Annotated in this window: 21 protein-coding genes and 1 pseudogene; 20 read left to right on the forward strand and 2 right to left on the reverse strand. The window is 29.6% G+C overall.

What is annotated here, in order from left to right; translation table 11 throughout:
• Nucleotides 1-3: 3 nt before the first annotated feature.
• The 20 genes and pseudogenes from ACWPVO_RS08930 (at nt 4) to ACWPVO_RS09025 (ending at nt 23,597) form a co-directional block, all read left to right on the forward strand.
• Nucleotides 4-615, forward strand: coding sequence for a DUF6088 family protein (locus ACWPVO_RS08930; RefSeq protein ID WP_060800169.1), 612 nt, complete (start codon nt 4-6; stop codon nt 613-615).
• Nucleotides 608-1,591: a nucleotidyl transferase AbiEii/AbiGii toxin family protein gene (locus ACWPVO_RS08935; protein WP_004827269.1), complete on the forward strand. Its 984-nt coding sequence runs from the start codon at nt 608-610 to the stop codon at nt 1,589-1,591. The genes ACWPVO_RS08930 and ACWPVO_RS08935 overlap by 8 nt, the downstream gene beginning before the upstream one ends.
• A 91-nt stretch (nt 1,592-1,682) precedes the next feature.
• Nucleotides 1,683-3,404, forward strand: a complete 1,722-nt coding sequence (locus ACWPVO_RS08940; RefSeq protein ID WP_454207910.1) for a DNA topoisomerase 3 — start codon at nt 1,683-1,685, stop codon at nt 3,402-3,404.
• Nucleotides 3,397-4,362, forward strand: a complete 966-nt coding sequence (locus tag ACWPVO_RS08945; RefSeq protein WP_454207912.1) for a DNA cytosine methyltransferase — start codon at nt 3,397-3,399, stop codon at nt 4,360-4,362. Before ACWPVO_RS08940 ends, ACWPVO_RS08945 begins: the two co-directional genes overlap by 8 nt.
• Entirely contained in the window at nt 4,349-12,076 is a 7,728-nt protein-coding gene (locus ACWPVO_RS08950; protein ID WP_454207914.1) for a helicase-related protein, read from the forward strand. Before ACWPVO_RS08945 ends, ACWPVO_RS08950 begins: the two co-directional genes overlap by 14 nt.
• Before the next feature lie 43 nt (nt 12,077-12,119).
• Nucleotides 12,120-12,776: a DNA-binding protein gene (locus tag ACWPVO_RS08955; RefSeq protein ID WP_454207915.1), complete on the forward strand. Its 657-nt coding sequence runs from the start codon at nt 12,120-12,122 to the stop codon at nt 12,774-12,776.
• Nucleotides 12,777-13,058: 282 nt separating this feature from the next.
• Nucleotides 13,059-13,202 (forward strand): annotated as a pseudogene (locus ACWPVO_RS08960) (phage holin family protein); the annotation flags it as partial.
• Complete coding sequence (locus ACWPVO_RS08965) at nt 13,203-14,048, forward strand: N-acetylmuramoyl-L-alanine amidase (RefSeq protein ID WP_454207917.1); 846 nt, start codon at nt 13,203-13,205, stop codon at nt 14,046-14,048.
• An 85-nt stretch (nt 14,049-14,133) separates the two neighbouring features.
• Nucleotides 14,134-14,325, forward strand: a complete 192-nt coding sequence (locus tag ACWPVO_RS08970; protein WP_195445692.1) for a helix-turn-helix transcriptional regulator — start codon at nt 14,134-14,136, stop codon at nt 14,323-14,325.
• 151 nt (nt 14,326-14,476) lie between these two features.
• The gene (locus ACWPVO_RS08975) at nt 14,477-14,884 is read left to right on the forward strand and encodes a VanZ family protein (protein WP_454207919.1); all 408 of its coding nucleotides are present in this window, start codon (nt 14,477-14,479) and stop codon (nt 14,882-14,884) included.
• A 120-nt stretch (nt 14,885-15,004) separates the two neighbouring features.
• Nucleotides 15,005-16,546, forward strand: coding sequence for a radical SAM protein (locus ACWPVO_RS08980; protein WP_454207921.1), 1,542 nt, complete (start codon nt 15,005-15,007; stop codon nt 16,544-16,546).
• Nucleotides 16,547-16,561: 15 nt separating this feature from the next.
• A complete protein-coding gene (locus tag ACWPVO_RS08985; protein ID WP_195445686.1) occupies nt 16,562-16,768 on the forward strand; it encodes an Apre_1838 family putative sactipeptide bacteriocin in 207 nt (68 codons plus the stop codon).
• A gap of 1,067 nt (nt 16,769-17,835) precedes the next feature.
• Nucleotides 17,836-19,080, forward strand: coding sequence for an ATP-binding cassette domain-containing protein (locus ACWPVO_RS08990; protein WP_454207923.1), 1,245 nt, complete (start codon nt 17,836-17,838; stop codon nt 19,078-19,080).
• A gap of 209 nt (nt 19,081-19,289) precedes the next feature.
• Nucleotides 19,290-19,598 (forward strand): hypothetical protein, encoded by a 309-nt coding sequence (locus ACWPVO_RS08995; RefSeq protein ID WP_454207925.1) that lies wholly within the window; start codon nt 19,290-19,292, stop codon nt 19,596-19,598.
• A 224-nt stretch (nt 19,599-19,822) separates the two neighbouring features.
• The gene (locus ACWPVO_RS09000; protein ID WP_431833766.1) at nt 19,823-20,263 is read left to right on the forward strand and encodes a helix-turn-helix transcriptional regulator; all 441 of its coding nucleotides are present in this window, start codon (nt 19,823-19,825) and stop codon (nt 20,261-20,263) included.
• A gap of 602 nt (nt 20,264-20,865) precedes the next feature.
• Complete coding sequence (locus ACWPVO_RS09005; RefSeq protein WP_349054209.1) at nt 20,866-21,492, forward strand: hypothetical protein; 627 nt, start codon at nt 20,866-20,868, stop codon at nt 21,490-21,492.
• A 23-nt stretch (nt 21,493-21,515) separates the two neighbouring features.
• Nucleotides 21,516-21,992, forward strand: coding sequence for a thioredoxin domain-containing protein (locus ACWPVO_RS09010; RefSeq protein WP_195445679.1), 477 nt, complete (start codon nt 21,516-21,518; stop codon nt 21,990-21,992).
• 14 nt (nt 21,993-22,006) lie between these two features.
• On the forward strand, nt 22,007-22,153 hold the full coding sequence (locus tag ACWPVO_RS09015; RefSeq protein ID WP_454207928.1) for a hypothetical protein: 147 nt from the start codon (nt 22,007-22,009) through the stop codon (nt 22,151-22,153).
• Between the two features lie 29 nt (nt 22,154-22,182).
• Complete coding sequence (locus tag ACWPVO_RS09020) at nt 22,183-22,590, forward strand: phospholipase A2 family protein (protein WP_454207930.1); 408 nt, start codon at nt 22,183-22,185, stop codon at nt 22,588-22,590.
• Between the two features lie 779 nt (nt 22,591-23,369).
• A complete protein-coding gene (locus tag ACWPVO_RS09025) occupies nt 23,370-23,597 on the forward strand; it encodes an SHOCT domain-containing protein (protein ID WP_349054214.1) in 228 nt (75 codons plus the stop codon).
• 214 nt (nt 23,598-23,811) lie between these two features.
• On the opposite strand, the gene ACWPVO_RS09030 is transcribed toward ACWPVO_RS09025, so the two are convergent.
• Together ACWPVO_RS09030 and ACWPVO_RS09035 are read right to left on the reverse strand one after the other, a co-directional pair.
• The gene (locus ACWPVO_RS09030) at nt 23,812-25,143 is read right to left on the reverse strand and encodes a relaxase/mobilization nuclease domain-containing protein (RefSeq protein WP_454207932.1); all 1,332 of its coding nucleotides are present in this window, start codon (nt 25,141-25,143) and stop codon (nt 23,812-23,814) included.
• A gap of 1 nt (nt 25,144) precedes the next feature.
• Nucleotides 25,145-25,501 carry a plasmid mobilization protein gene (locus tag ACWPVO_RS09035; RefSeq protein ID WP_454207934.1) on the reverse strand — a complete coding sequence of 119 codons (357 nt, stop codon included), beginning with the start codon at nt 25,499-25,501 and terminating at the stop codon, nt 25,145-25,147.
• Nucleotides 25,502-25,635 lie beyond the last annotated feature (134 nt).

The raw sequence follows: 25,635 nt of genomic DNA on the forward strand, positions 1-25,635 counted from the left end.
GTAATGAGTTCATATACAGAAAAAATATCAGATAAAATAAATGATTTTGACTCACATAAAGTATTTTTTGCTAATGACTTTTTAGATATTGCTTCTTATGAAACTGCTAGAAAGACATTGAATAGAATGGTTAATGAAAGAAAAATTAAGCGTGTTATTGATGGCTTTTATTACAATCCAAGATACAGTGAATTAATTGGAGAGTACGAAGCAGTATCAATTCACGAATTAGCACTTGCCATAGCAAGAAAATACAATTGGAATATTGCACCATATAATAGCACAGCCTTAAATTTGTTGGGACTATCCACACAAGTTCCAACTCACTATAAATATATATCTAGTGGAAGATACAAAGAATATAAAATTGGGGATACGGTTTTAGAATTTAAAAAAGTAAATCCAGGAGAAATTGCCAACATGTCCTTAAAGACTGCAACAGTTATTCAAGCAATTAAGTCTTTAGGTAAAGAAAATATAACTAACGAAGTTATACAAAAGATGAGAGAAAACTTAACTGAAAAAGAAAGAACAGACTTAATGAATGAGTCAAAATCAGTTCCTGCATGGGTATATGAAGTAATAAGGGAAATTTGTGAGGGCAAAAATGAATAAGTTTTATATAGAAAACAAAGAAGACTTAAGAGTTTTAATAGTAAATACAGCCAGAAAGAAAAATATATCTGAAGCAGTCATTGAAAAAGACTATTGGGTTACTTTTATCTTAGACTATCTATTTAATGAAAATAAATGGAAAGAATATTTTACCTTTAAAGGTGGAACATCACTTTCAAAATGCTTTAGACTCATTGAAAGATTTTCTGAAGATATAGATCTAATTTTAGATTGGCGAGTATTAGGATATGAAGAAAAAGAACCATGGATAGAAAGATCAAATACCAAGCAAGATAAATTCAACAAAAAAGTTAATGAAAAGACAGAAATATTTTTAAAAGATGAATTTTTAAAAGTTTTAGAAGAAGATTTAAAGGATTTTGATTTTGAATTTTCCATAGATACAATAGACCCACAAACAATTCTATGTAAATATCCTAAAATCTTTGAATCTAATTATTTGACACAAAATATAAGACTCGAAATAGGAAGCCTTGCAGCATGGACACCTGCAATTGATGTTGAAATATTACCAATAATTAGTGAAACATATGCAAATGTATTTAAAGAAAAAACTAATATAAGAACAGTATCAGCAGAGAGAACCTTTTGGGAAAAAGCAACTATACTTCATCATGAAGCGAATAGACCAGAATCTTCTCCTATGCCACATAGGTATGCAAGACACTTTTATGACCTATATAAAATTGCAAATTCAGATTTTAAAAACAAAGCCTTAGAGGATAAAGAATTACTAAAGAAAGTGACTGAATTTAAAATGAAATTTTATCCTAGGAAGTGGGCAAAGTATGAAGATGCATTAAATGGAAGATTAAGATTAGTTCCAAGAGAGTTTCGATTTTCTGAAATAGAAAAAGATTATAAGGCTATGGAAGAAATGATATATGGAGAATATCCAAACTTTGAAGAGATTATAAAAGTTCTTAAAGAACTAGAAAAAGAAATTAATAAGTAATAGAATTCTCCCAAAAATAATACAATATTCGGGAGAAAAACTTTGAGCGAGAGAGAAATCTTTCGCTCTTTTTTTATTTATGGAGGTATTAATGAAGTTAGTAATAGCAGAAAAGCCAAGTGTAGCGGTTACAATTGCAAAAGTAATTGGAGCAAGAACAAGAAAAAACGGATATTATGAGGGAGGTGAATACATTGTTTCATGGTGTGTTGGTCATTTAATTCAAATGGCAAGTCCAGATAAGATAGACGAAAAATGGAAGAAATGGACAATAGACACTCTTCCTATAATCCCAGAAGAATATATTTATGAAGTATCTAAAAGCACTAAAAAACAATATGGAGTTTTAAAGAAACTTTTAAACGATAAGAACATAGACACAGTAATAAATGCTTGTGATGCTGGAAGAGAAGGAGAGCTTATTTTTAGGCTTGTATATAATCAAGCTAAATGTAAGAAGAAAATTCAAAGACTTTGGATATCTTCAATGGAAAACAAAGCTATTGAAGATGGCTTTAGAAATCTTAAAGACGGAGAAAACTTTGAAGACTTATATAGATCAGCAAGTGCAAGAGCAATTGCTGATTGGCTGGTGGGAATGAATTTAAGTAGGCTTTATTCTTGCATTTACAAGGAAACATATTCAGTTGGTAGAGTACAAACTCCAACTCTATATTTAATTGCTAAAAGAGATAGTGAAATAAACCTATTTAAGAAGCAAAAATATTATACAGTTGACCTATCTTATGGAGGATTGAAACTTGTATCAGATAGGATTGATAGAATTGAAGTTGCAGAACAACTATTAAATCTACTAGAAGATGAAATAGTTATTACAGAGGTAGAAGATAAAGAGGTAAGCACAAAACCAGATAAGCCTTATGATCTCACTACCTTACAAAGAGAAGCAAATAAATATTTTGGATATTCAGCAAATGACACTTTAAATCTAGCACAAGCTTTGTATGAAAAAAAGCTAATCACATATCCAAGAACAGATAGCAGGTATTTAACCGATGACATGGTTAATACTATGAAAGAATTATTAGAAGGACTTGAAGAAGATTTTAAACTCAACAAATCAAACTTTAAGTCTATTTTTAATTCATCTAAGGTTACAGACCACTATGCAATTATTCCTACTATATCAGGTATTGGAAAAGCCAAAGATTTATCTGATAAAGAAAGCAAAGTCTATAATCTAATTAAGGATAAATTACTCGCTTCATGTTCGGATAACTTAAAGGAATCTAGCAGAAAAATCAAATATGAATATGATAAATTTAACTTCAATGCAAGTGGCAAGACTGTAATCGATGAAGGTTATACCAAGTATCTAAAGAGCTATGGAAAAGAAAAACAAGAAAATGAATTACCAGATATAAAGACTGGAGATAAAATTAAGCTAACTTCTAAAAATATATCTGAGAAATTTACAAAAGCTCCAAGTCATTATAATGAAGATACACTTTTAAAGGCTATGGAGAATGCAGGAGTAGAATCTTTGGATAAAGACATAGAAGTAGAAAGGAAAGGTTTAGGAACACCAGCTACAAGAGCAGGAATTATTGAAAATCTTATCCATAAGGACCTTATAAGAAGAGATAAGAAAAACTTACTTGTAACAGAAAAAGGCAATAGACTTGTATCGATTGTAGAGGATAAGTTTAAATCAGCAGAAACAACATCTGAATGGGAAATGAAACTTGCAAAGATTAGCTCTGGCGAAGTTGATAAAGAAGACTTTTTAAGAGAAATTGAAGATAGTATAAGGGAGCTTGTAGACAGGTACAAGAATAATCTAAATGAATAAGGTAAAAATATTAGAGCTTTTCGGTGGCATAGGTGCTATTAGAAAGGCTTTTATTAATTTGAAAATACCTTATGAAGTTGTTGATTATGTAGAAATAGATAAGGCTTGTGTTAAATCATACAACGCACTTTATGTAGAAGACTATAAGCCAAAATCAGTAGTAGGATATAAAGCTCCTAATGAAAAGATAGACTTAGTTATGCATGGAAGTCCTTGCCAAGACTTTTCAAGAATTGGAAAAAAGCAGGGAGGAGTAAAAAACTCAGGAACTAGATCAAGCTTACTATTTGAAACCATTAGAATAATTAAAGAAATGAAAGAAAAACCTAAATGGATAATTTGGGAAAATGTAAAGGGAGTCCTTGATAGAAATATGAGGGACTCCTTTTTTATTTATCTAAAGGAGTTAGAAGACCTTGGATATGAAAGTAAGTATGAAATCTTAAATGCAATGGACTTTGGTATACCTCAAAAAAGGGAAAGGATATTTGTTGTTTCGTGTCTAGGAGCAAATAACTTTTCTTTTAATAAATTGGAGAGGAAAGAAACAAGACCACTAAGTGAATTTTTAGAAAAGGATGTAAGTGAACTTTATACAATGACCCAACCTTATATGCTGAAATTTTTAAATAAAGGCATAAATAACAGTTTTAGAGGGCGACTCAAAGTGATTAAAGATTTTTCTTATACTATTTCTACAAAACAAATGAGAGTACCTAATTCTGGAATAATAGATATTGGAAATGGTCAGTATAGGTATTTAACAGAAAGAGAATGTTTAAGACTCATGGGTTTTGATGACTGTGATATTGACAAGCTAGAGGAAGTACATCCAAGAAGAAAAAATTGCACCTCAAGTAAACTATATAAGCAGGCCGGCAATTCTATTGTGGTTGATGTTTTAATAGCTATTATAAAAGAAATTCATAGAATGGAGGTAGGAAATGCAAGTAAATGATTTTAAGAATATACAAGAAGCAATAAAGTATGAAGTTTTACAAGATGAAAAAGAATATTTAAAACTCTTAAAAGTTATAGGCAATAATCAGAAATATGATTTTTCTAGCCAATTAAGTATATATAACAAAGAACCTGAAGCTAGAGCTTGTGCAACCTTTGATATGTGGAAGAAATATTTTGGCAGAGTTGTTATGAGAGGTCAAAAGGGTATTCCAATTTTAGTTGGAAGTGATATAAACAAAAAAGTTTCATATATTTTTGATATTAGTCAGACCACATCAATGGATAGGAATATTAATGAGGTTAGCTTATGGCAGTTTGACCACGAAAACCATAATGAGGCTTTAAAAGAAATAATAAATGCTTCTTCATTTGAAGCTAGTGATTCACTTAATGAAAATATATTTTCTTTAAGTCGAATTTATGGAGATGAATATATTAATTTGGCTCTTGCTGATTTGAGAATAGATATAGAGGATAGACTTAGCTTTGAAAAGTTTATGAGAGACTCAATATCCTATGCGGTAGCTAATAGGTTTAATACATTCTATCCTATGGATATGGAAAATTTAAAAAATAATTTTTCTAGGATTAATACAATTTCTTTAGAACAGATAGGTCTTGTAATATCAAGGGTTAGTGAAGATATTATAGATAGAACAATAGAAAAATCTAAGGAAATGGATCGTGCTAGGCTGCTGACAGAAAGGGCCGGTGCCGACTATAATAGAGATATAGAAAATATAAACGAAGATAGAGGAGGTCAAAATGATTTATATAGACGAGATGATAGGTCAAGAAGTAGAGATGGACGAGTTTTCACAGATGGAAGCGACAGAAGAAATAGCGATGAAGATCGAAGAGAAAACCTTGGATATGATGGAGAAGGATCTGGAATTTATGGAGAGATTTCCGAATCCGACATACGCAGTTCTAAGACTGTCTTACCTGGTAGGGAGCGAGGACATGGAGAACTGGAAGAAACTTCAGGAAATGTACGAGGAGAAAACACTTTTGAACCACCTGAAGGAAATTCAGAATCAGGTAGTGGACTATATCAAGAGAGAGAAAGTCAAGATGATGAAAGCACAAGGATTGACAGAGAAGATGATGAAAGAGAATCCAGAGGAATACCAAGGACAGATGAACAACTTGATGGCAACAGTGAAGAAAATGGCAATCAAGGAATACGTGGAAGCTTAGAAAATGAAATAAGCCAAGAAAAGGAAGCTGATGAAGCTTCTTTTTTTGATGGCAACAACATTGAAAAAAGAAAAGATTATTGGATTGTAGAATTTAATGAAAACCACGAATTAGTCCCTGATTATAGTGGACAGATAGTAACTAAAGACTTAATCAATATCCTAAGACAAAAGGATATTGATGTTAAAGACCATAATCAAACTCTTGGAGAAAATGAATTTGGAGAAATGACTGATGATTATATAGGATATTTCAAATTCTATTTTGACCACTATGTAGATGGCGAAGTTATCGAGCACTATAGGATTGACCTTGGTGATGGTGAAGAAGTAAATGAGCGTGAATTTTCATATTTAGAAGAGCAAGTTGCACTAAGTGAGGAAAACTCTTTACAAGAGGAAGCTAAGGAAGATATAGAGCCTAAATTTAAGATAGGTAATCAGGTTAGATATAAAGATAAGGACTTTACTATTACAGATTTTGATGAACTAAGTGGAGGACTTAAAACTGTAACTATTAGAGATAATATGGAATATATGGGAGGTATGATTAGGGGTTCGGAAGTAATTCCATATAGAAACGATTCATACCTTGAAGAAATCTTTGAAAATTTAAGTCAAACATCAGAAAAACTAGCAGTAAAGGTTGGTAAGGAATTTATTTTAGAAAATGAGAATACCTTTGATGGAATTAACTTAATTGAAACAGGAACTAAAGTAGAAGTTAATGGAGAAGAATTTCCCTTATACAAGGGTGAAACATTTGAAGAAAGTAGAAAGATTGATGACCTTTTAGATAGTGGAAACTATGAGATATACAAATTATCTGAGTATGAAAAACAAATTGAAAGACAAGTAGAACAAGAAAGCTTTATTGATAAGTTCAATCCAGAAATTGATCACATGATGGATAGATACAATGTGCCAAGACAAGCAGCCGAAAACTTATTGAGGGGTAAAGAAGATTTAAAAAATCTAGGCTATGAACCTAATAAGGAAAGGCTAAGCTTTGCTAGAAATTATGACTTGAAAAATCATATCTACTCAGAATATCTTACACCATCAGAAAGACTAGATAAAAATATCAAAGCTATTAAAATGCTAAAAAGACTTGAAAATGAAAATAGGAGTCCAAGAGAGTATGAGCAAGCCTATCTTGCTGATTATCTAGGTTGGGGAGGTCTTGCCGATGTCTTTGATGAAGAAAAGGGAGGTCAATGGCTTGAAGCAAGGAATATTTTAAAAGAAAATCTAACAAATGAAGAGTATTTGAATGCTAAAGAGTCTACTCTAACATCCTTTTATACACCTAGAGAGGTAATGGATGGAATATATAAGACTCTAACAGATATGGGTTTTAAGGCTGGGAATATCCTTGAACCATCTGCAGGAGTCGGTAATTTTATTGGTAATATGCCAAGTGAAATACAAAGCTCTAAAGTCTATGGAGTAGAAAAAGATAGTCTAAGCGGAAGAATAGCAAGAGAACTTTATCCTGAAGCTAATATTCAAATAAAAGGTTTTGAAGAAACAAACTTCTCAAACAATTTCTTTGACTTGGTAATAGGAAATGTTCCCTTTGGAGATTTTAAAGTTAACGATCGTGAATATAACAGAAATAACTTTCTGATTCACGATTATTTTTTTGCAAAGTCAATAGATAAGGTAAGAAATGGAGGAATTATCGCCTTCATAACTTCATCTGGAACTATGGATAAAAAAGATGAATCTGTTAGAAAATATATTAATGCAAGATGTGAGTTTTTAGGAGCTATGAGGCTACCTAATACAACATTTAAAGGACTTGCTGGTACAGAAGTTACTTCAGATATTATTTTCTTAAAGAAGAGAGATTCAGTTATAGAAAGAGATGACGATTGGATTCATTTAGCAACTGATAAAAAGGGTTTGACTTACAACAAATATTTTGTAGATAATCCTCAAATGGTATTAGGGGATATGAAAGAAGTATCTGGAAGATTTGGCAATACTATTACTTGTGATGAAAAAGAAGATGAAAAGTTAAAAGACTTAATGGATCTTGCAAGTAAGGAAATATCTTCAAATTCAAAATATGAAGAGGTCGAACTATTGGAAGATGAAGAATTAAGTCTTCCAGCAACAGATGATGTTAAAAACTTTTCCTATACCATTATTGATGAAGAAGTCGAACTATTGGAAGATGAAGAATTAAGTCTTCCAGCAACAGATGATGTTAAAAACTTTTCCTATACCATTATTGATGAAGAAGTCTACCTAAGAGAAAACTCAGTCTTAATCAAGCAGAATATATCAGATAAAAATAAAGAAAAGATAAAAGATTATCTTGATGTAATGAATGCTTTAAAAGATGTAATAGAAAAACAAAAGGACGATTTTTCTGATGAAGAAATAAAAGAGTCACAAGCAAAGTTAAACGAAGTCTATGATAACTTTTCAAAGAAACATGGCTTTATTAACTCCTTATCAAACACTAGAGCCTTAAAGGAAGACTCAAACTTTCCTTTGGTATCATCAATAGAAATACTTGATGATGAGGATAATTTCAAAGCTAAGAGTGATATATTCTCAAAAAGAACAATAACAAAGGCAAAAGTAGTAGACCACGTAGATACTTCCCTTGAAGCTTTGGTTTTATCAGTTTCACAAAAAGGATATGTAGACTTTGAATATATGGAATCTATCACAAGTAAAGATAGGAACACCTTAATTGGTGAGCTTGAGGGCGAGATATTTTTAGATATTAAGGATACAGACCTAATAAATAACAGAATGCCCTTTGTGAACTTTGACAATGACGATTCCTTTCATTTTTCATATGTATCGGCTGACGAGTATTTAAGTGGCAATATTAGAGAAAAAATTGGCTACCTCAATTCATATATCGGAGAAATTGAAAATGTAATAGATTTAGCACCTTCTGAAAAGAAAGACACATTATTAAACGAGTTAGGCAAACTCAAATATCAAAGAGAAAAATTACAAGAAGTTATGCCTGAAGAACTAACTGCTTCTGATATAAATGTAAGATTAGGAGCAACTTGGATACCTCAAAAAGATATAGAAGACTTTACTTTTAATCTTTTAAAAACACCTGGCTATGATAGGTGGAATATAAATGTTAGGTTTTCACCACATACAAGTGAATGGAACATTGAAGGTAAAAGTGTTGACTCAACTAATGACCTTGCTAACATGACTTATGGTACAAGTAGAGTAAATGCCTATAAGCTAATTGAAAATGTCCTTAATCTAAAAGATACAAAGGTATTTGACCAAGTAATAAACGATGATGGTTCTAAGACCTCTGTATTAAACAAAAAAGAAACTATGCTTGCAAGTCAAAAGCAGGAATTGATTAAAGAAGAATTTAAGAATTGGATATTTGAAGATCCTGATAGAAGATATAGGCTAGAAAAGATTTATAATGAAAAATTCAATTCTATTAGGAATAGAGAATTTGATGGTTCTAACTTAACTTTTGATGGAATGAATACAGAAATCAGACTTCGAGAACATCAGAAAAACGCTATAGCAAGGACTCTTTATGGTGGAAATACACTACTTGCCCATGTAGTAGGAGCAGGAAAAACTTTTGAAATGGTAGCTTCTGCTATGGAATCTAAAAAGTTAGGACTTGCAAGTAAATCATTATTTGTAGTTCCTAACCATCTAACCACTCAAATTGGTAGGGAGTTTATGCAGTTATATCCGTCAGCAAACATTATGGTGGCCGATAAAAAAGACTTTCAACCCAAAAATAGGAAAAGATTTATTGGTAGGATTGCAACGGGAGAATATGACGCAGTTATCATAGGACACTCTCAATTCGAAAAAATACCAATGTCTAAGGAATACCAGGTAAGGCATATACAAGACCAAATAGATGATATAGTTTCCTTTATTGATGAGAATAAAAGAAATAGAGGAGAAAATTTCACAGTTAAACAACTAGAAAAGACAAAGAAGAAACTCTTGGTAAGACTTGAAAAATTAAATGATGACTTTAAAAAAGATGATGTAATAACCTTTGAAGAACTAGGAGTAGATAAGTTATTTATAGACGAAGCTCATAATTACAAAAACTTATTTTTGCATACAAAGATGAGAAATGTTGCGGGTATCGGTCAGAGTGAAGCCTTTAAGTCTTCGGATATGTATATGAAATGTAGGTATATGGACGAAATGACAGATGGAAAGGGCGTTGTATTTGCTACTGGTACACCAATATCAAATTCAATGACTGAGCTTTATACCATGCAAAGATACCTTCAGTATGACGATTTAAAGGCAAGAGGATTAGAACATTTTGATGCCTGGGCTTCTACTTTTGGAGAAACAGAAAATACCTTTGAATTATCTCCAGAAGGCACTGGATATAGGCAAAAGACAAGATTTTCAAAGTTTTATAACTTGCCAGAACTGATGAGCATGTTTAAAGAAGTAGCAGACATAAAGACCTCAGATATGTTAAATTTGCCGGTTCCTGAAGCAAATTTTGAAGTTATTAAAACAAAACCTACTGAGGAACAAAAAGAAATATTAGAAGCTATTTCAGAAAGAGCAGATGCAGTTAGAAATAACCAAGTCGAGCCAACAGAAGATAATATGCTAAAGATTACAAATGATGGTAAGAAACTTGCTCTAGATCAAAGATTAATAAATCCACTACTTCCAGATGATCCTAATTCAAAGGTAAATGTATGTGTAAAAAATATCTTTTCGATCTGGGATAAAACAAAAGAAAAATCATCGACACAATTAGTGTTTTCGGATATGTCCACACCAAAAGGAGATGGAGAATTTAATATCTATGATGATATTAGAAATAAGCTAGTTAATATGGGAATACCTAAAGAAGAGATAGCCTTTATCCACGAAGCAGATACAGACAAACAAAAAGATGAATTGTTCTCTAAAGTAAGAAGAGGAGAAGTAAGAGTCTTATTAGGCTCTACTCAAAAAATGGGTGCAGGTACAAATGTACAGAACAAATTAATAGCCTTACACGATTTAGATGTCCCTTGGAGACCGTCTGACCTAGAGCAAAGAAGTGGTAGAATTGTTCGTCAAGGTAATGAAAATGATAAGGTAAATATCTTTAGATATGTAACAGAAAATACCTTTGATTCTTATTTGTGGCAGACGATAGAGAATAAGCAAAAATTCATTTCTCAAATTATGACTTCAAAAACTCCAGTAAGAGTTGCAGAAGATGTTGATGAAGCAAGTCTATCTTATTCAGAAATTAAGGCTTTAGCTACTGGAAATCCTTTAATTAAAGAAAAGATGGATTTAGATAACGAAGTTACAAAACTAAAAATGCTGGAAGCAAACTACAAGTCTAATAAATATAAGCTTGAAGATAAGGTAAATAAAATTTATCCTCAAAGTATTTTAAAAACTGAAATGGAAATACAAGCAGTTAAAGAAGATATTGCAAATGTTGAGAAATTAGGAGAGGGAGATAGCAAATTTACTTCAATCACTCTTGGTGCAAATAAAATTTTAGATAAGAAAGAAGCTGGAGAGAAGCTATTAGAAGAAATAAAAAAGGTAAAGATAAATGATAGCAAGGTCATTGGTAAATATAGAAATTTAGACTTACAAGTTTCATATAACTTTATGACTAATACTCACACTTTTAAACTCCTAGGAAAAGCAGAATACTCTGGAGAGTTTTCAAACTCTACTGATGGTAATATAACAAGACTTGATAATGCCATTGAAAAAATACCTTCAAGACTTGAAAGATTAAATCAAAACCTTGAAAACTATAAAGAATCTTTAGAAAATGCCAAAGTAGAATTAACTAAACCATTTGAAAAAGCAGATGAGTTAAGGGATAAGACACTAAGACTTGCTGAGATTAATAAACTTTTAGATATGGGAGAAGTAGAAGAATTAGAAAACCAATCACCATTATTAGAAGATTTAAAGAGGGCGATAGTTGATTATTCTAACTATGAGTTTTCAGAATCTAATAGCTATGAAGACTTTGACAAACTATACCCTGATTTAAGCCATATAGGACTTGCCTATACAGAAACTCCTGATGGTAAGCACTCGATTCAATATGAGGTAAATTTGGAAGAAAAAACATGGACTCAGTATGTAGATAATGTAGCTATTAGAACAGAATCTTTTGTAGAGGAAGATATATCTAACTCACAAGCTATTAAAGATATGACCGAAGCCATAAAGATGTCAAGTTTTGATGATCTGGTATCAGTAGATGAAGAAGATTTAAAACAAGCACTAGGACTAGAAATAGATGATGACGGAAACTTCTATGATCCACTAGCAAAAGATCTTGATAATGATGGAATACCAGATAGGTATGACAATGATTTTAAAGATAGTGATTACTTTGAATCAACTTATGATGTAGAGGATAATCTTCACGCAAAGGAAGAAAAACCATCAATATTGGGACAAATATCAAAATTCAAATCTGAAGAAGAAAAAGATAAAAATCAAGAAAAAACCGAAAAAGGACAAGAAAGATAGAAGAGGGCGAATAGCTCTCCTTATTTAGTACAAGGAGGAAATTATGGAATACAAAGATATTAGAGAAAACTTAGAAGAAATGATGAATGATAATTACAAGGATTTTATAAAAGCACTTGTGAGCATAGAAAAAGGTGTCAATGATGAAAAGGCACTTGAAGAAGTCTACGTTTTATATATGAACAATGACACAACAGGTCTACTAAGTGATGACTTTGACTATATGATAGATGATATGAAAGAACAAGGTAAGATTGTTGAAAATACCAATGAACTTGAAGAAAAAGACGACCTCATAAATCTCGTGGGTAATATAGCTGGCAAAGTAGAAAATCTTGAAAGAGAAAATGCTAATGGAGAAAAATTCAAAGTAAGTAATTTTTCAATTGTTTCAAAAGATGACGATGGGAATAAAATTTATACCAATTGTTCAGCCTATGGAGATAAGACAAAAGATTTAGAGAACCTAAAACAAGGAGATTTTGTTAAAATCTTCGGGCAAGTAAAAATAAATATCGATAACAACGGGAAAGAACATAAAAATGTTCGTATTTTGTCTTCTAAGCTCTTAAAAGCAAAAGAACAAGTAAAGAGTCAAGACAAGGATAAAAAGTCTATATTAGGGCAAATAAAAAGTTTTAAGACAGACGATAAAACTAAATCAAATAAGAAAGATCATAGCAAAGGTACAGAGAGGTAAATATTGGCAGTCTTCGGACTGCCTTTATTTTTTTATATGTATATAGCTTGTATAATGACGTAATACCTTGGAACAATTAATAGCTTATCTAGTCCAATTTTAAAAACTGCAGATAAAACAATGAAGATAACATATACCTTAACAGAGGAGGAATAGCATGAATAAATTACTAGAAACAATCAAGGTGGTATTTGTAGCAATTGGTGGATATATAGGATTTTATTTAGGTGAAATAGATGCTTTTATATATACACATTACTTGCTTTTGTAATAGCTGATTATATAACTGGAGTTTTAAGAGCAGGGGTTGAAAGAAAACTATCTTCAGCTATAGGATTTAAAGGAATAGCTAAAAAAATAATGATTTTTATAGTTGTAAGAATAGCAAACCTATGTGATGTAAATTTAATTAAAGGTGATGGAACCATGATAAGAACGGCCATCATCTTTTTTTATATAGCAAATGAGGGGCTATCTATAGTACAAGCAAGAATTCTCTCGCCTAACCATAGTGGTAGAAGAAATCAAAAGATAACTAAAATAGCAATCCATCACGCAACTGGAGTTATAAATGGTAGAAATATTGCTGGAGTATTTGTGCCAAGGTCAAGACGAGCATCTGCTTACTACAATTTAGGATCTGATGGAGTTATTGTTTTAGGGGTTGATGAATCTAATAGGGCATGGACAACATCATCTTCCTGGTGTGACAATAGAGCGGTAACAATAGAAGTAGGGAACTCTACGAGGGGACCTCAGTGGTTAGTTTCTGATTATATTTTAAATAGACTAATTGATTTAGTTACAGACATCTGCAGAAGAAATGGAATCCATCCTTGCACCTACACTGGAGGTAAGGATGGTGTCCTTCAAAAACACGAATGGTATAAAAACACTAACTGTCCAGGACCATATCTTGGCAGCAAGTTTCCATATATTGCAAGTGAAGTAAATAAAAGACTCAGAGGCGATAAGATTGTCAGTAATCCAACAAGTGGACTATATAGAGTTAGAAAATCCTGGTCTGATGTAAAAAGTCAGAAAGGTGCATTTAAGAATTTGGAAAATGCTAAAAGATGTGCCAATAGATTCGGATTAAAAGTATTTGATTCTAATGGTAAGATAGTACATCCAGTTGGAAAGATAATCGAAGAGTTAGCCAGAGAAGTTATAAGTGGAAAATGGGGAAATGGAGAGGAAAGAAAAAGAAGATTAACTAATGCTGGATATGAGTATAAGGAAGTTCAGAGAAGAGTAAATCAATTATTATAATTATTCTTATCTCATAACAACAAAAGTTGACAAAAAAAATAAAGAACATTATAATTAAACTTTAAGGGAAAAGGAGAAAAAGTATTTGGGAAATAATATAAAATTTTATAGACAAGAACGAGGTATTACTCAACAACAATTAGCAGATAGCTTAAATGTAAGCAGACAGTATATAAGTGAAGTGGAAAATTGTAAAAAACTTCCTACAATAAAAATTGCTTTTGACTGTGCCAAGGTTTTATGTACAACAGTTGACATGTTATTTTATTATAAGTAAATCACAAACCTTAAAAAATAGAGATTTAATTGCAAAATATATTATATTAAATCTCTATTTTTTAAGAACGGACGACGCCTATAGTTGACACGATTATTCAATTATGATATTCTAAGTATGAAATATAGAAAACAATTATAAGTTGATAGGAGTGAGAGTTATTTCAAATAAGAAAAAAATAAAAATTCTATTAGTTGTATATATAATTTTGCTCAGTTGGTTAGTTTTATTTAAGTTTGGATTTTCTATTAGTGATATGAGGAGAATAAGGGAGATTAACCTAATACCTTTTCGATATACTAATGTTGTAGAAGGAGATTTGTTTTGGTTAGAACCATTATTTAATATCGTAGCTTTTTTACCATTTGGAATTTTATTAAAAAAATTAAATCATGATGTTAAATTTGGTTTTTGGATATTTTTATTGGTTAGTTTATCCTTTGAGACGATACAATATATCTTATCAATAGGAGTTTCAGACATAACCGATATAATAACAAATGTTATAGGTGGAGTTGTTGGTATGGTAATAGTTACTATTTTAAACAAAAATAAATAATATATAACTATATTAGGGGCAAACTTGAACGTATACTAAAGTTATAGTTTAGCAAAATAAATAGAGTCAATTAGTAAAATAAATAGAGTCAATTATAGTAGCAATTTACGGGGGTTCAAGATGTGTAGTAAAGAAGTAAAAAAGTTAAAAACTATATTATCTATAAACAACTGCAATGAAAGATTAGGGAAAATTTTTCAAACCAGGGATAAATATTTTTTCTATGATTTGGGGACTGGGAAAATCTTTGAGTGCACATTTGAAGAATATAAAATATTCGAAAAGATATTGTCTAGTAAAGATAATAATGAACTCGAAAAAATGTTTAAAAGCAGTGATATAAATGTATTGAGTGAATTACTTGATTCAATAGAGAAAGAAAACTTACTTCAAGCTCATCCTTTTTTAGGTTTTACTGGAGATCAGGTTTTAAACTTGGAAGAGAATTTAAATAGAAAATTGAACCAAATTATATTGGAAGTAACTCAAAAATGCAACCTTAGATGCAAATATTGCATATATGGTGATGAAAATGATAAGTTTAGAAGTTTTAACGAAACTAAGGATATGCCTTTGGAAGTTGCTTTAAAGAGTATCGATAGTATTTTAAACAGAGTAGACGATGAGTTTTATATAACTTTTTATGGCGGAGAGCCATTAATAAATTTTAGGTTAATAAAGGAAGTTGTTGAATACGTATTATCTTTAAAGTTAAATACTAAATTGAATTTTTCAATGACAACAAATTTAACTCTCATGAGTAAAGATATCGCTAAATTTATTGCAAATACGGAAAATTTCTCAGTAGTTTGTAGTATAGATGGAGACAGATTAACCCATGATGAATATAGAGTAGACATAAATGGAAAAGGTAGTTTTGATAGGACATTAAAGGGACTTGAAATTCTATATAATGAATTAAAAAAGAAAGGAAAAGAAGATTTAATTCTATTGAGTACAGTTATCACTCCGCCATATGATGAAAATAAATTATCTAGGATACAATCTTTTTTCAGAGATTGCCCATATATAGACGAGAAAACATCAATTATTACAAGTTACGTAGATTATGGAAAGAAAATAGATATTGATGATTTAAGAAATAGGCTAGCTTATAAGTCATCAATAGAATTTATGAAAGATAATAATCCAGTTCAAGAATGGTCGGAAAACTTTATAGAAGATTTTAATTCAGAAAATCCATTTACATGGAATGGAATTTTGCAGAATCTTCAAAAAATCCATAGTAGACGTATTTCTGGCGAACCCATGAGTGAATACATAATGAATGGTTGCTGTATGCCTGGTGGGAGAAAATTATTTGTTACGGTCGATGGGAAATATAATTTGTGTGAACGCATGGGAGAAACACCCAATATAGGGAATTATATAGAAGGTTATGATGTAGATTCGATAAAGAAATATTATGTTTCTGATTATTGCAAGAAGTCTGAAAATGATTGTTCAAGATGTTGGGCAATAAATTTATGTAGCATTTGTTATGCAGTATGTTATGATAAATATGGTTTAAATTTGTTGACAAAAAAGTATAAATGTGCAAGTGAGCGCTTTGGTATAGAGAATTATTTGAGACTATATCATGAAATGATGTATTCTAATCCCTCTGTAATAGAGGATTTGAATAAAATGCAGTTGTTTTAAGAAGGAGGTAATTTTATGAAAATCACAAATCCATTAGGAAGAGACCTAAAAAGAGATGGAAGAGGAATAAAACCTCTTGCATGTATGTGCAGGAAAGGAATAGGTTTTTCATCTGCCTTGGGAGATGCTGACAATTGTTCTCATTGTGGTTGTAATTGCTGGCCACATAATCATGGGGCAAATGCATCAACAGCTAGTAATACATCTAGAACAAGCGTATAGAATCACGTAGGTAAAGGGGGGATAGTGCAGGCTATCCCCCCTTTATTTGGCTTGAGTTAGTTAAGTATGCAATTTAGACGAGACAAAAAAATCAACTCAGCATTATAATAATGCTATATACACTAAAAATAAAAAAGTGCTTGAAAAAGATCTGTTATCATATGCAAAACTAATATGCAAATATACTCTTATTGACCAAAAATCATAGATAAAGAGTTGGATTTTATTAATACTTGCCATTTAGCAAAAATATCAGTACTAAGTTTCACGGTATATCTAAAAGGCAAAAGTACACTAAAGATGCTTGTTAATCATATTATTTTAAAATGTAAATTTGAGAATAAACGATTTTTGAGTAACCCGATATTGTATAAATACATTATAATAAAACAAACAAAAGCAATATCTATATAAGGAAACAAGAACACCAAGACATCGCAAACGATGATTTGAGTATAAAATAGCAAAGAGCACATTTTTAAAATAAAATTAAATAAAGCCAACTTATGGCTGGATAAAGAAAGGCAAATAACAATAATTTTGAAATAAATTAAAAAATAGCAACTTGAGAGAGTATTTTGTGTCACTTGGGTGCATAGACAGTAATCAAACTAACAATTTGATAGTTGGTTATGATTTGGAAGGATAAAAATATATGAAAAGAAATATTTGGTTGAAATCTATTAAACAGTGTTATATTGCGTCTCCATTTTTGTTTATATCAATTTTTATACTCAGTGTATTTATGGGGCTCGGAGAACCGATTAAAATATATATATTACAACATTTAATCAATAGTATACAAAATTTTAATAGTAAAAATGATATTATAGTATACATCACTTTTTTTTTTTTGCGTAAATCTTTTTATTATAATTATTTCTCAAATAAATGGATATTTAAATCAAATATTTGTTCTTAAAATAGAATATTTTTTAGAAAAGAATTTTATAAACAAAATAAAGACATTATCATTAAGACATTTCGAAGAAGAAAACACCTATAATCTAATAAGTAAATCACAAGTTCTAGGACAAGGTAAAATAATAGATATTTACATACATTTTTTGAAATTAATTCAAGATATTACATCAATAATATCAATAATATCACTATTAATAAGTTATAAAAATAGTTACTGGTGGATCATACTTATTGTCCCGATACTTTCTTTTTTTGTAAATAAAAAAATGGGTGAATATGCATACAATGTAGAAAAAAATAATGTCTTAATATTACGAAAAAGTGAATATGTTAAATATTTGCTTACAAATAATATTGCGATAAAAGAAATAATGACTTTCCAATATATCGAAACCCTATTAAAGAAATTCATTAAATATAAAAAAAAAATATTGAAATATACAATTAAATTATCACTAGTATACAATATTACAAACACCAGTATTTTGCTATTTGAGTTAGTGATAAAGGTATTACTAATAGTTTTATATGTAATGAAATCGTTGGCTAGAAATGGGCTTGTAGGAAATGTAATGGGATTTATCTATTCTATTGAAAGTATACAATCAAGTTTTATGTCTATATTCCAATCTTTATCTGAGATTTATAAAGATAGATTATACGCAGAAAACTATTTTGATTTCATGAATATAAAACAAGATTTAATTGGTTATAGAAAATTGACAAAAGAAATCAAAAAATTAAGCTTGAACAATGTAAAATTTAAGTACGAAAATAAAATTATCCTAGATGGAGTAAACGCAGAATTTAAACCAGGTAAGCTAACAATATTAACAGGAGTAAATGGTTCCGGTAAAAGTACATTGATAAAATTGATATCTGGTTTGTATAACGACTATGAAGGCGAAATTTTTGTTAATGACTTGGAATTAAGAGTTATAGATAAGATATCTTTAAGAGATAGAATAGCAATTTTATTTCAAGATTATAATCAATATGAATTTACATTGAGAGAGAATATATCTATGTCAAATGAATACGATGATGCAAAAATTCTTAGATTACTGGATATTTTAGGACTAAAAGATAAAATTGATACTTTTGATGCTAGATTAGATACGCAGATGGGTAAATGGTTTGGAGGGGAAGAATTATCCAAGGGACAATGGCAAAGAATAGGTTTAGCTAAGGCACTAATAAGGGATGCTGATATGATTATCATGGACGAGCCTACATCAGCTTTGGATCCTATTATTGAGAAAAAATTTTTTGATCTTATTGATAAGATTGCTAAAGAAAAAATTGTTATAATAGTAACGCACGATTTAGATCTAATTAAAAAATATGATGTACACTGTTTAACAATAAAAGATGGAAAAATTAATTAGGTACAAAAAAATAAAATTTATATTTTTACTGCCCAAAAATATGTGTGTACAATTTTAAGAATCAGTCTTAAAAAGTTAAGTATTAAATTGTTCAGATAACTAGAATATTAGCTATTAAAGGTCGTGCTATAGAAAATTATGATTTTTTAATTTCGGAAAGCAATAAAGGTGGAGAAGATAATATCTTAAAGCATATAAATGTGTTATCAATGTGTAATGCAGGATTTTCTATGATTTCTATTACTGCAAGTGGAGCTGTAACTTTAAGTGCATCTACTGAAGATAACAATATAGTTTTAGGAAATTATAACGATTTAGATAAGATTTCAAAGAGTATTAATCATATACAACAAACTTGTATTGTTGATAAAATTTCACCATGTAAGTTTTGTGATGTATGTTATTTTTGTTCTTCTAAATGTTATTCAACAAATATTAATATTTTTACGAATCCCTATTTACGAAAACAAAGATGTATAAAATATAGAGAAAAGTTACAAAAATATGTTTGGGAATGATTTAATTCTATTTAGAATATGATAATAACTATTTTATAACAATATGTCATTAATAACTTTTAAATAGATTTAATTTATAGGGTTTGTATATTAGAGGGGAGAGATTTTAATATGAGTATTTTGGAAACTATAAATTAAAAAAATATTTTGGAAAAGAGCCCAATATTACAAAGACATTAGATGGGATTTCTCTTTCAATAGGAGAAGGTGAATTTGTTGCTATCATTGGAACTTCTGGAAGTGGAAAATCCACTCTTTTGAATATGATGGGCGGTTTAGATAAACCAACTTTTGGAAAAGTACTGGTAGATGGAAAAGACCTTTCTACACTAAAGGACGAAGAGTTGACTATTTTTCGCAGAAAGAATATTGGATTTATCTTTCAAAATTATAATCTTGTTCCGGTTCTAAATGTATATGAAAATATTGTTTTACCAGTAGAATTAGATAGAAAAAAGGAGGAAAACTATTTGGGAAATAATATAAAATTATATAGACAAGAACGAGGTATTACTCAACAACAATTAGCAGATAGCTTAAATGTAAGCAGACAGTACATAAGTGAAGTGGAAAATTGTAAAAAACTTCCTACAATAAAAATTGCTTTTGACTGTGCCAAGATTTTATGTACAACTGTAGATAGGCTTTTTTATTATATTGATTAATTATAATTTAAAGAATAGCTTGTATTTAAAAGTAAAATAAAACACAAGCTATTCTTTGCAAAAAAACAACAAAAGTTGACATAGGTGGAATATCTATGCTATAGTTTAAACTAATAGAAAGAGTAAGCAGGGATTATATAGAATTGATTGAATTTTAGGAGTATTTTGATAAGTTATTTAAAGGAGACAATACAGGAAAAGATTTGGGAAGTTATTTAATACATAGAATAAATTCTATTATTGTTATCCAAATAATCCCCAAAAAAGAGGAAGCAATGAAAACGCAGTAGTCTTAATCAGGAAATTTCTTCCTTAGGGAAAATCTATACTATAGAGAAAATCACTATATAAAAATAATGAATTGGATGAACACACTGTCAAGAAAAATTATAAATTATCAAATACCTCTAGAGATGTTTGTAAAATAACTTAATATTAACGCATAAATAACACTTATTAAACATGGAGGTTTAGGGAGGTGTGTATAAGAAGTTTAAAAAATAAAGAGGCCAAAGAAAAATTGTGTTTTTGGAAGAAAAACGTTTGATAGTAAATTAAAAGCTATTTCAATTTTGTTTTTAGTCTGTGAAAGGGGTATAGAAATGAAAAAAGTAATATTAAGTACATTATTAGTTGTTGGTTTATTAATACCTATGCCAACTAATGTTTTTGCATTTAGTGAAGAAGAGGTGTTATTTGAAGAAACGAAAATTAATAGTGAGGTAAATACCGAAGAAGAGAAATATGATATAACAGTATGTAACCCAAATGAATTGAAAGAGCCAAATGAAGAATTAGAGTATGACACAAATGAATTGAAAGAGCCAAATGAAGAATTAGAGTATGACACAAATGAAATAACTTTATTAAGAGCTACAGATAAAGATTTATGGGATGAATATTATTACAACGAAGGAAGTGTAAAGAAAAATATAACAGTAAGAAACTATTCTTATCCGTATAATGCTGGAGATGTTAATGTTTACATTGAAAATAGAGGAAACACAGAAATTAATGTGAATATTTATAAAGGCTGGTGGAATTCAGATACAATAACATATTACACAATAAAACCAAACTCTAGTAAAGTATTTAAAGTTTCATCAAGATATGGAACGCAAGATTGTACTGGTGGAAATCATTGTTATGGAGAGCATAATTTTACAGTATCTGTTTATAGCGTTGAAGGTCCTGTTTCATTTCATGGAAGAGCAAGAGTATATTATTAGATTATATACTTAAATATAGTGTTATGAAGAAAATGTTAAAGAAGCATCAAGTAATAATATTCTTCGGAATGTTATTACTTTTAAAGGGTGTAGCTTATTATTCAGAAGACATCGTACAATTTTTTAAACTTAGCAGATACAAATATTATACAGAAAGTTTTACAAAAATAAAACCAACAGAAGCAATTCAAGACATAAATGATGGTGAAGAAAAAATTTTAATATATTTTGGAAGGGATACTTGCCCATATTGTGTGAAACTTATAAAAAATATAAAAAATGTCTCAGATATTGCTTTAAGGGAAGAGATACCTTTTTATTATATCGACGAAAAAGAGAATCTCACAAAGGAGGATATATCATTAATTGATGAAGTGTTTGATATAAAATATATTCCATGTATAATAAGTGTTGAAAAAAATACAATAAAAATTTTTGACTATGAAAAGCTAGAAAGCAATGATTACGAAAATGAATTTAAAAAATTCATAAAAAGCTAAAGAAGGAGAGAATGATGAAAAATAAAAAAATGATTAAAAGATTAGCTTATTTATTTTTATCTATAGTATTTTTACTACCTTCAGGAACAATTGCAAATGCCTTTTCTGAGAATATTAAATATAAAATGGATGAAGAACAAAAATTATCCAGAGCTATATAGTAGATGATGGAAACTTTATACGCTTTGATATGGAAAAGGCATTAGAAGATAATGTAGATGAAGATATAATTGCAGCAGGAGACATATTTAATACATTGGCAAGTGCAGAATATGAATACTACATCAATGATGTAGAAGCTCAAACAAGATCAAAAGAACCTACACCTATACCTATATGGGGAAATTGGTGTGGTCCTGGGTATGGAAGCGGTGAACCTATTGATCTATTAGATTATGGTTGTAGAGACCATGATGTGTGTTATAAAGAAGTAGGATACCATAAGTGTTCCTGTGATGATGACTTTTTAAAATTTATTATAAATAATAAAAGAAGAATGACAGGTGGACAAAAACAAGCAGCAAATGCTGTGGAAGCTTGGCTTAGGATAAAATTAAACAATCCTGGGAAATATGGTAAATTTAGTTGTGTATGGTAATTAACTATGAAAAAAACATCTAAAAGAGAAGATAGAATAAAAAAAAATTTTATTTTAAATTCAAACAGAGTGAACTATATTATATGGTGATGGTTTTAATTGTATTTCTAGGTGTTTTGTTTTTTCCAACAGGAAATATTATTTTTGAAGTCTTTTCTAAAGGACCGTTTGTTGCAGGACCATATATAATGCTAACGCTTATGTTTTTTGTATTTGCTTTATATAAAAAAATATATTTATATCTATTTGTTATAGTATTATTTATAATTAGCTCATTAATATCATTTGTTGGTATAGCGATGGGTAGTACAAATGGTTATGAATTGCTGTTTTTTTTCCTACCAATTATAATATTACTAGTAATAAACATATTTGTAGCCTTGTTTACGTACAAATATAAATAAAAAGGTTCAATATTAAATACTATTGGTATAAAATTTTAGAGTAAGTATCAATAAATTTAGTATCTATTCTGGAATTACAAATAGTGTTAGAAAGTTATTTCTTTCTTGCACTATTTTTCAGTTCTTTGTCAAATAGTGTTTATTAAGAGAAATGTATCCACCTTAGAGAACGAGGTGATTTCTTTAAAACTAAATAATATACTTAGACCTATTGGTATTCATATAGGAATACTGATAGGTCTTTTTTTTATCTAAATTCTTTTATTATTTAATCTTTACTCAAAAATACTCCCTTTGTCCTAAGGGATATAGAGGAAAGAAAATTAAGGTTAAAAACAGACCTGATTTCTTTGCCTGTGATATAGGAGGTGGAGTATGAAAGTAAAGAAGTTTGAAGGTGAAAAAGATGTTATAAAAACTGAATACACTGATAGGGATTTAAAAGCAGAGCTTAATTTCTATCTATCGGATAAGTTTATCCAGGATCTCTTTCTTTTAGATGAAATTAGCCTTGAAGAATATAGGAAAATTAGGAGAGAAAACATTAAAAAATTCAAACCTATTCTTTCATCATTATGCTTCTTGTATATAAATAAATCTTGATAGATTTTATGGAACAAACTAAGCGGACTTCATATAAATTTGTAATCATGCCACTTATACTTGTAAATTTAGTAAATATAATTATTGCGATAATATTTACTGGCAAATTTTATGAAAAGCATAGCCAAAATAGTCTTGTAGATAGAATAAGAAGTTTAGAATAAAAATTTATAAATAATTTAAAAAAGCTATAGGCTTGTTCGCTTATAGCTTTTTATCTCTCCACTTCCTTTCCATAATAATTTTCATAGTTTTTCCTATACTGAACAAGGTCAGAAAATTGTTCTTTATTCAAAGAATACTCTTGCATAAGGGTGTTCTTTTTTTCTTGCAATTTATCGAGATTTGATAGTATTTCTTTTGTATTAGGGAGATTATTATAGTTCTCCAAGATTTCTTTTGCGGCTATTTTATAGACGGAAAGTTCACTATAATACTCATTTGCAAATTGCTTATCTTCAGGATTTTTCTTGTAGTATTTATAGATTTCACGATATTTATTTATAGTATTTATATTTTCCATATCTTGAATTAAACTCTTCATTTTAGCTTCAATTTTCTTTATTTTATCTAACAAGTCTTGTCTGTCATCAGCAGATTTTTTAATCAGATCATCGAGTTGAGTGATTGAATTAATTCCTTGCTCTCTCAGTTTGATTATTGAATCAGCCATTGTTTTGATATTATGTTTTCTTGCCCAAACTTCATAACCTTTTGAGGATTGAGCTTTTTCATTAGTAGATATATCAATGACGTTTCCTACACGTCTTTTAATAGGATTAGTTTTGTTTTTAATAGCTAAATCTATTCTTTCTTTGATTTTTTCTTCGGTATAATCTTCTCCGATAGTCTTCGATCTTGTAAATCTTTGTTTATCTTTATGACGAAAAGCAATGTGTTTACCAAATTTAATTTCATAATCAATAAATTTCATATTTTCTAAAAACTCTTCCCACGAGTTAGACCTATTAATCATTCTATCTATATCAAATTGCAGTTTAGATTTCCAAGAATTTCCTTTCTTGTTTTGGTCATATTCGTACCAAGACTTACCAGCAGTTTTATATTTTCTTTTGTAAGCTTCATAGTATTTATCAATGACTGAAAGCTTATTTTCTTTACATAATTCATCACTTTGATACCTGATTTTGTGGTAAGATTTTTTGTTAGATTGGTAGCACTTACCAGTCTTGTAATTAACATTATTAAAAATAATATGGTTGTGTATATGCCCTCTATCTATATGAGTTGCAAGAACAAACTCATAATCTTCTTTTAAAATTTTCTTACATAATTCCATTCCAATTTCGTGTGCTTTTATAGGATCAACCTCTCCTGGTAGAAAAGATTGGATTAAATGTCTCGCCAAAACTGTACCTTTAGTATCATTGTCTTCTCGAGTTTTCAAAAATTGAATATGGGCAGTAGATGGATGACATTTGAATGAAGATACCAAGATTTTTTCATCAGTTTTTTCACTCTTAGTTATATAATCTATTGCCAAATTTAGGGTTGATTTTATAGGATGTATTTTTGTAATTGCCATATTAGGCACCATAACTTTCTTTTGATTTATTTAGAAGTAGGGAATGGATCTGCCATATTTCTCTTGATAATTTCTCTATCTGCTTATTCATTGATTCAATTTCATTTTTGTAAATAACACCAGTTGTATTAGTTGCTTTTGCAATCTGGTTTATGTTATTTGTTGCATTTGAAAGTAGCCATTGCAGGTTTCTAAATGGTTCTAAATCCACTACATAAATTTCTTTCTCTAATACGCACTTTCTAAGAAAGTGGGACATAGTTTTACAATTAGCAAGTTTCATTTTCTTTTCAAAGATTTCTTTTTCTTCATCTGTTAAATATATTTTTAGTTGATTATTTCTTTTTCTATTATCCATAGTATATCTCCTTATTATAAAATATTGGGGTCTTAGGGTTCTCCCTAACAAGGTAAAATTGATAAAAAAAGAAGCAGTCCATAAAGGTTCTGCTTCATCAATTTTTCGTAAGTGGGTACTCACTTACTGTGCTT

The organism is Peptoniphilus sp. Marseille-Q6390 (assembly GCF_965119475.1).

Excerpts from the sequence above, each read along its gene's own strand:
- ACWPVO_RS08980 (WP_454207921.1), top strand. The coding sequence starts at position 15,005 with ATGTGTAGTAAAGAAGTAAAAAAGTTAAAAACTATATTATCTATAAAC.
- ACWPVO_RS08995 (WP_454207925.1), top strand. The coding sequence starts at position 19,290 with ATGTGTAATGCAGGATTTTCTATGATTTCTATTACTGCAAGTGGAGCT.
- ACWPVO_RS09030 (WP_454207932.1), bottom strand. The coding sequence starts at position 25,143 with ATGGCAATTACAAAAATACATCCTATAAAATCAACCCTAAATTTGGCA.
- ACWPVO_RS08955 (WP_454207915.1), top strand. The coding sequence starts at position 12,120 with ATGGAATACAAAGATATTAGAGAAAACTTAGAAGAAATGATGAATGAT.
- ACWPVO_RS08935 (WP_004827269.1), top strand. The coding sequence starts at position 608 with ATGAATAAGTTTTATATAGAAAACAAAGAAGACTTAAGAGTTTTAATA.
- ACWPVO_RS09010 (WP_195445679.1), top strand. The coding sequence starts at position 21,516 with ATGAAGAAAATGTTAAAGAAGCATCAAGTAATAATATTCTTCGGAATG.
- ACWPVO_RS08985 (WP_195445686.1), top strand. The coding sequence starts at position 16,562 with ATGAAAATCACAAATCCATTAGGAAGAGACCTAAAAAGAGATGGAAGA.
- ACWPVO_RS09005 (WP_349054209.1), top strand. The coding sequence starts at position 20,866 with ATGAAAAAAGTAATATTAAGTACATTATTAGTTGTTGGTTTATTAATA.
- ACWPVO_RS09015 (WP_454207928.1), top strand. The coding sequence starts at position 22,007 with ATGAAAAATAAAAAAATGATTAAAAGATTAGCTTATTTATTTTTATCT.
- ACWPVO_RS09020 (WP_454207930.1), top strand. The coding sequence starts at position 22,183 with ATGGAAAAGGCATTAGAAGATAATGTAGATGAAGATATAATTGCAGCA.
- ACWPVO_RS08940 (WP_454207910.1), top strand. The coding sequence starts at position 1,683 with ATGAAGTTAGTAATAGCAGAAAAGCCAAGTGTAGCGGTTACAATTGCA.
- ACWPVO_RS09035 (WP_454207934.1), bottom strand. The coding sequence starts at position 25,501 with ATGGATAATAGAAAAAGAAATAATCAACTAAAAATATATTTAACAGAT.
- ACWPVO_RS08930 (WP_060800169.1), top strand. The coding sequence starts at position 4 with ATGAGTTCATATACAGAAAAAATATCAGATAAAATAAATGATTTTGAC.
- ACWPVO_RS08950 (WP_454207914.1), top strand. The coding sequence starts at position 4,349 with ATGCAAGTAAATGATTTTAAGAATATACAAGAAGCAATAAAGTATGAA.
- ACWPVO_RS09025 (WP_349054214.1), top strand. The coding sequence starts at position 23,370 with ATGAAAGTAAAGAAGTTTGAAGGTGAAAAAGATGTTATAAAAACTGAA.
- ACWPVO_RS08965 (WP_454207917.1), top strand. The coding sequence starts at position 13,203 with ATGATAAGAACGGCCATCATCTTTTTTTATATAGCAAATGAGGGGCTA.
- ACWPVO_RS08945 (WP_454207912.1), top strand. The coding sequence starts at position 3,397 with ATGAATAAGGTAAAAATATTAGAGCTTTTCGGTGGCATAGGTGCTATT.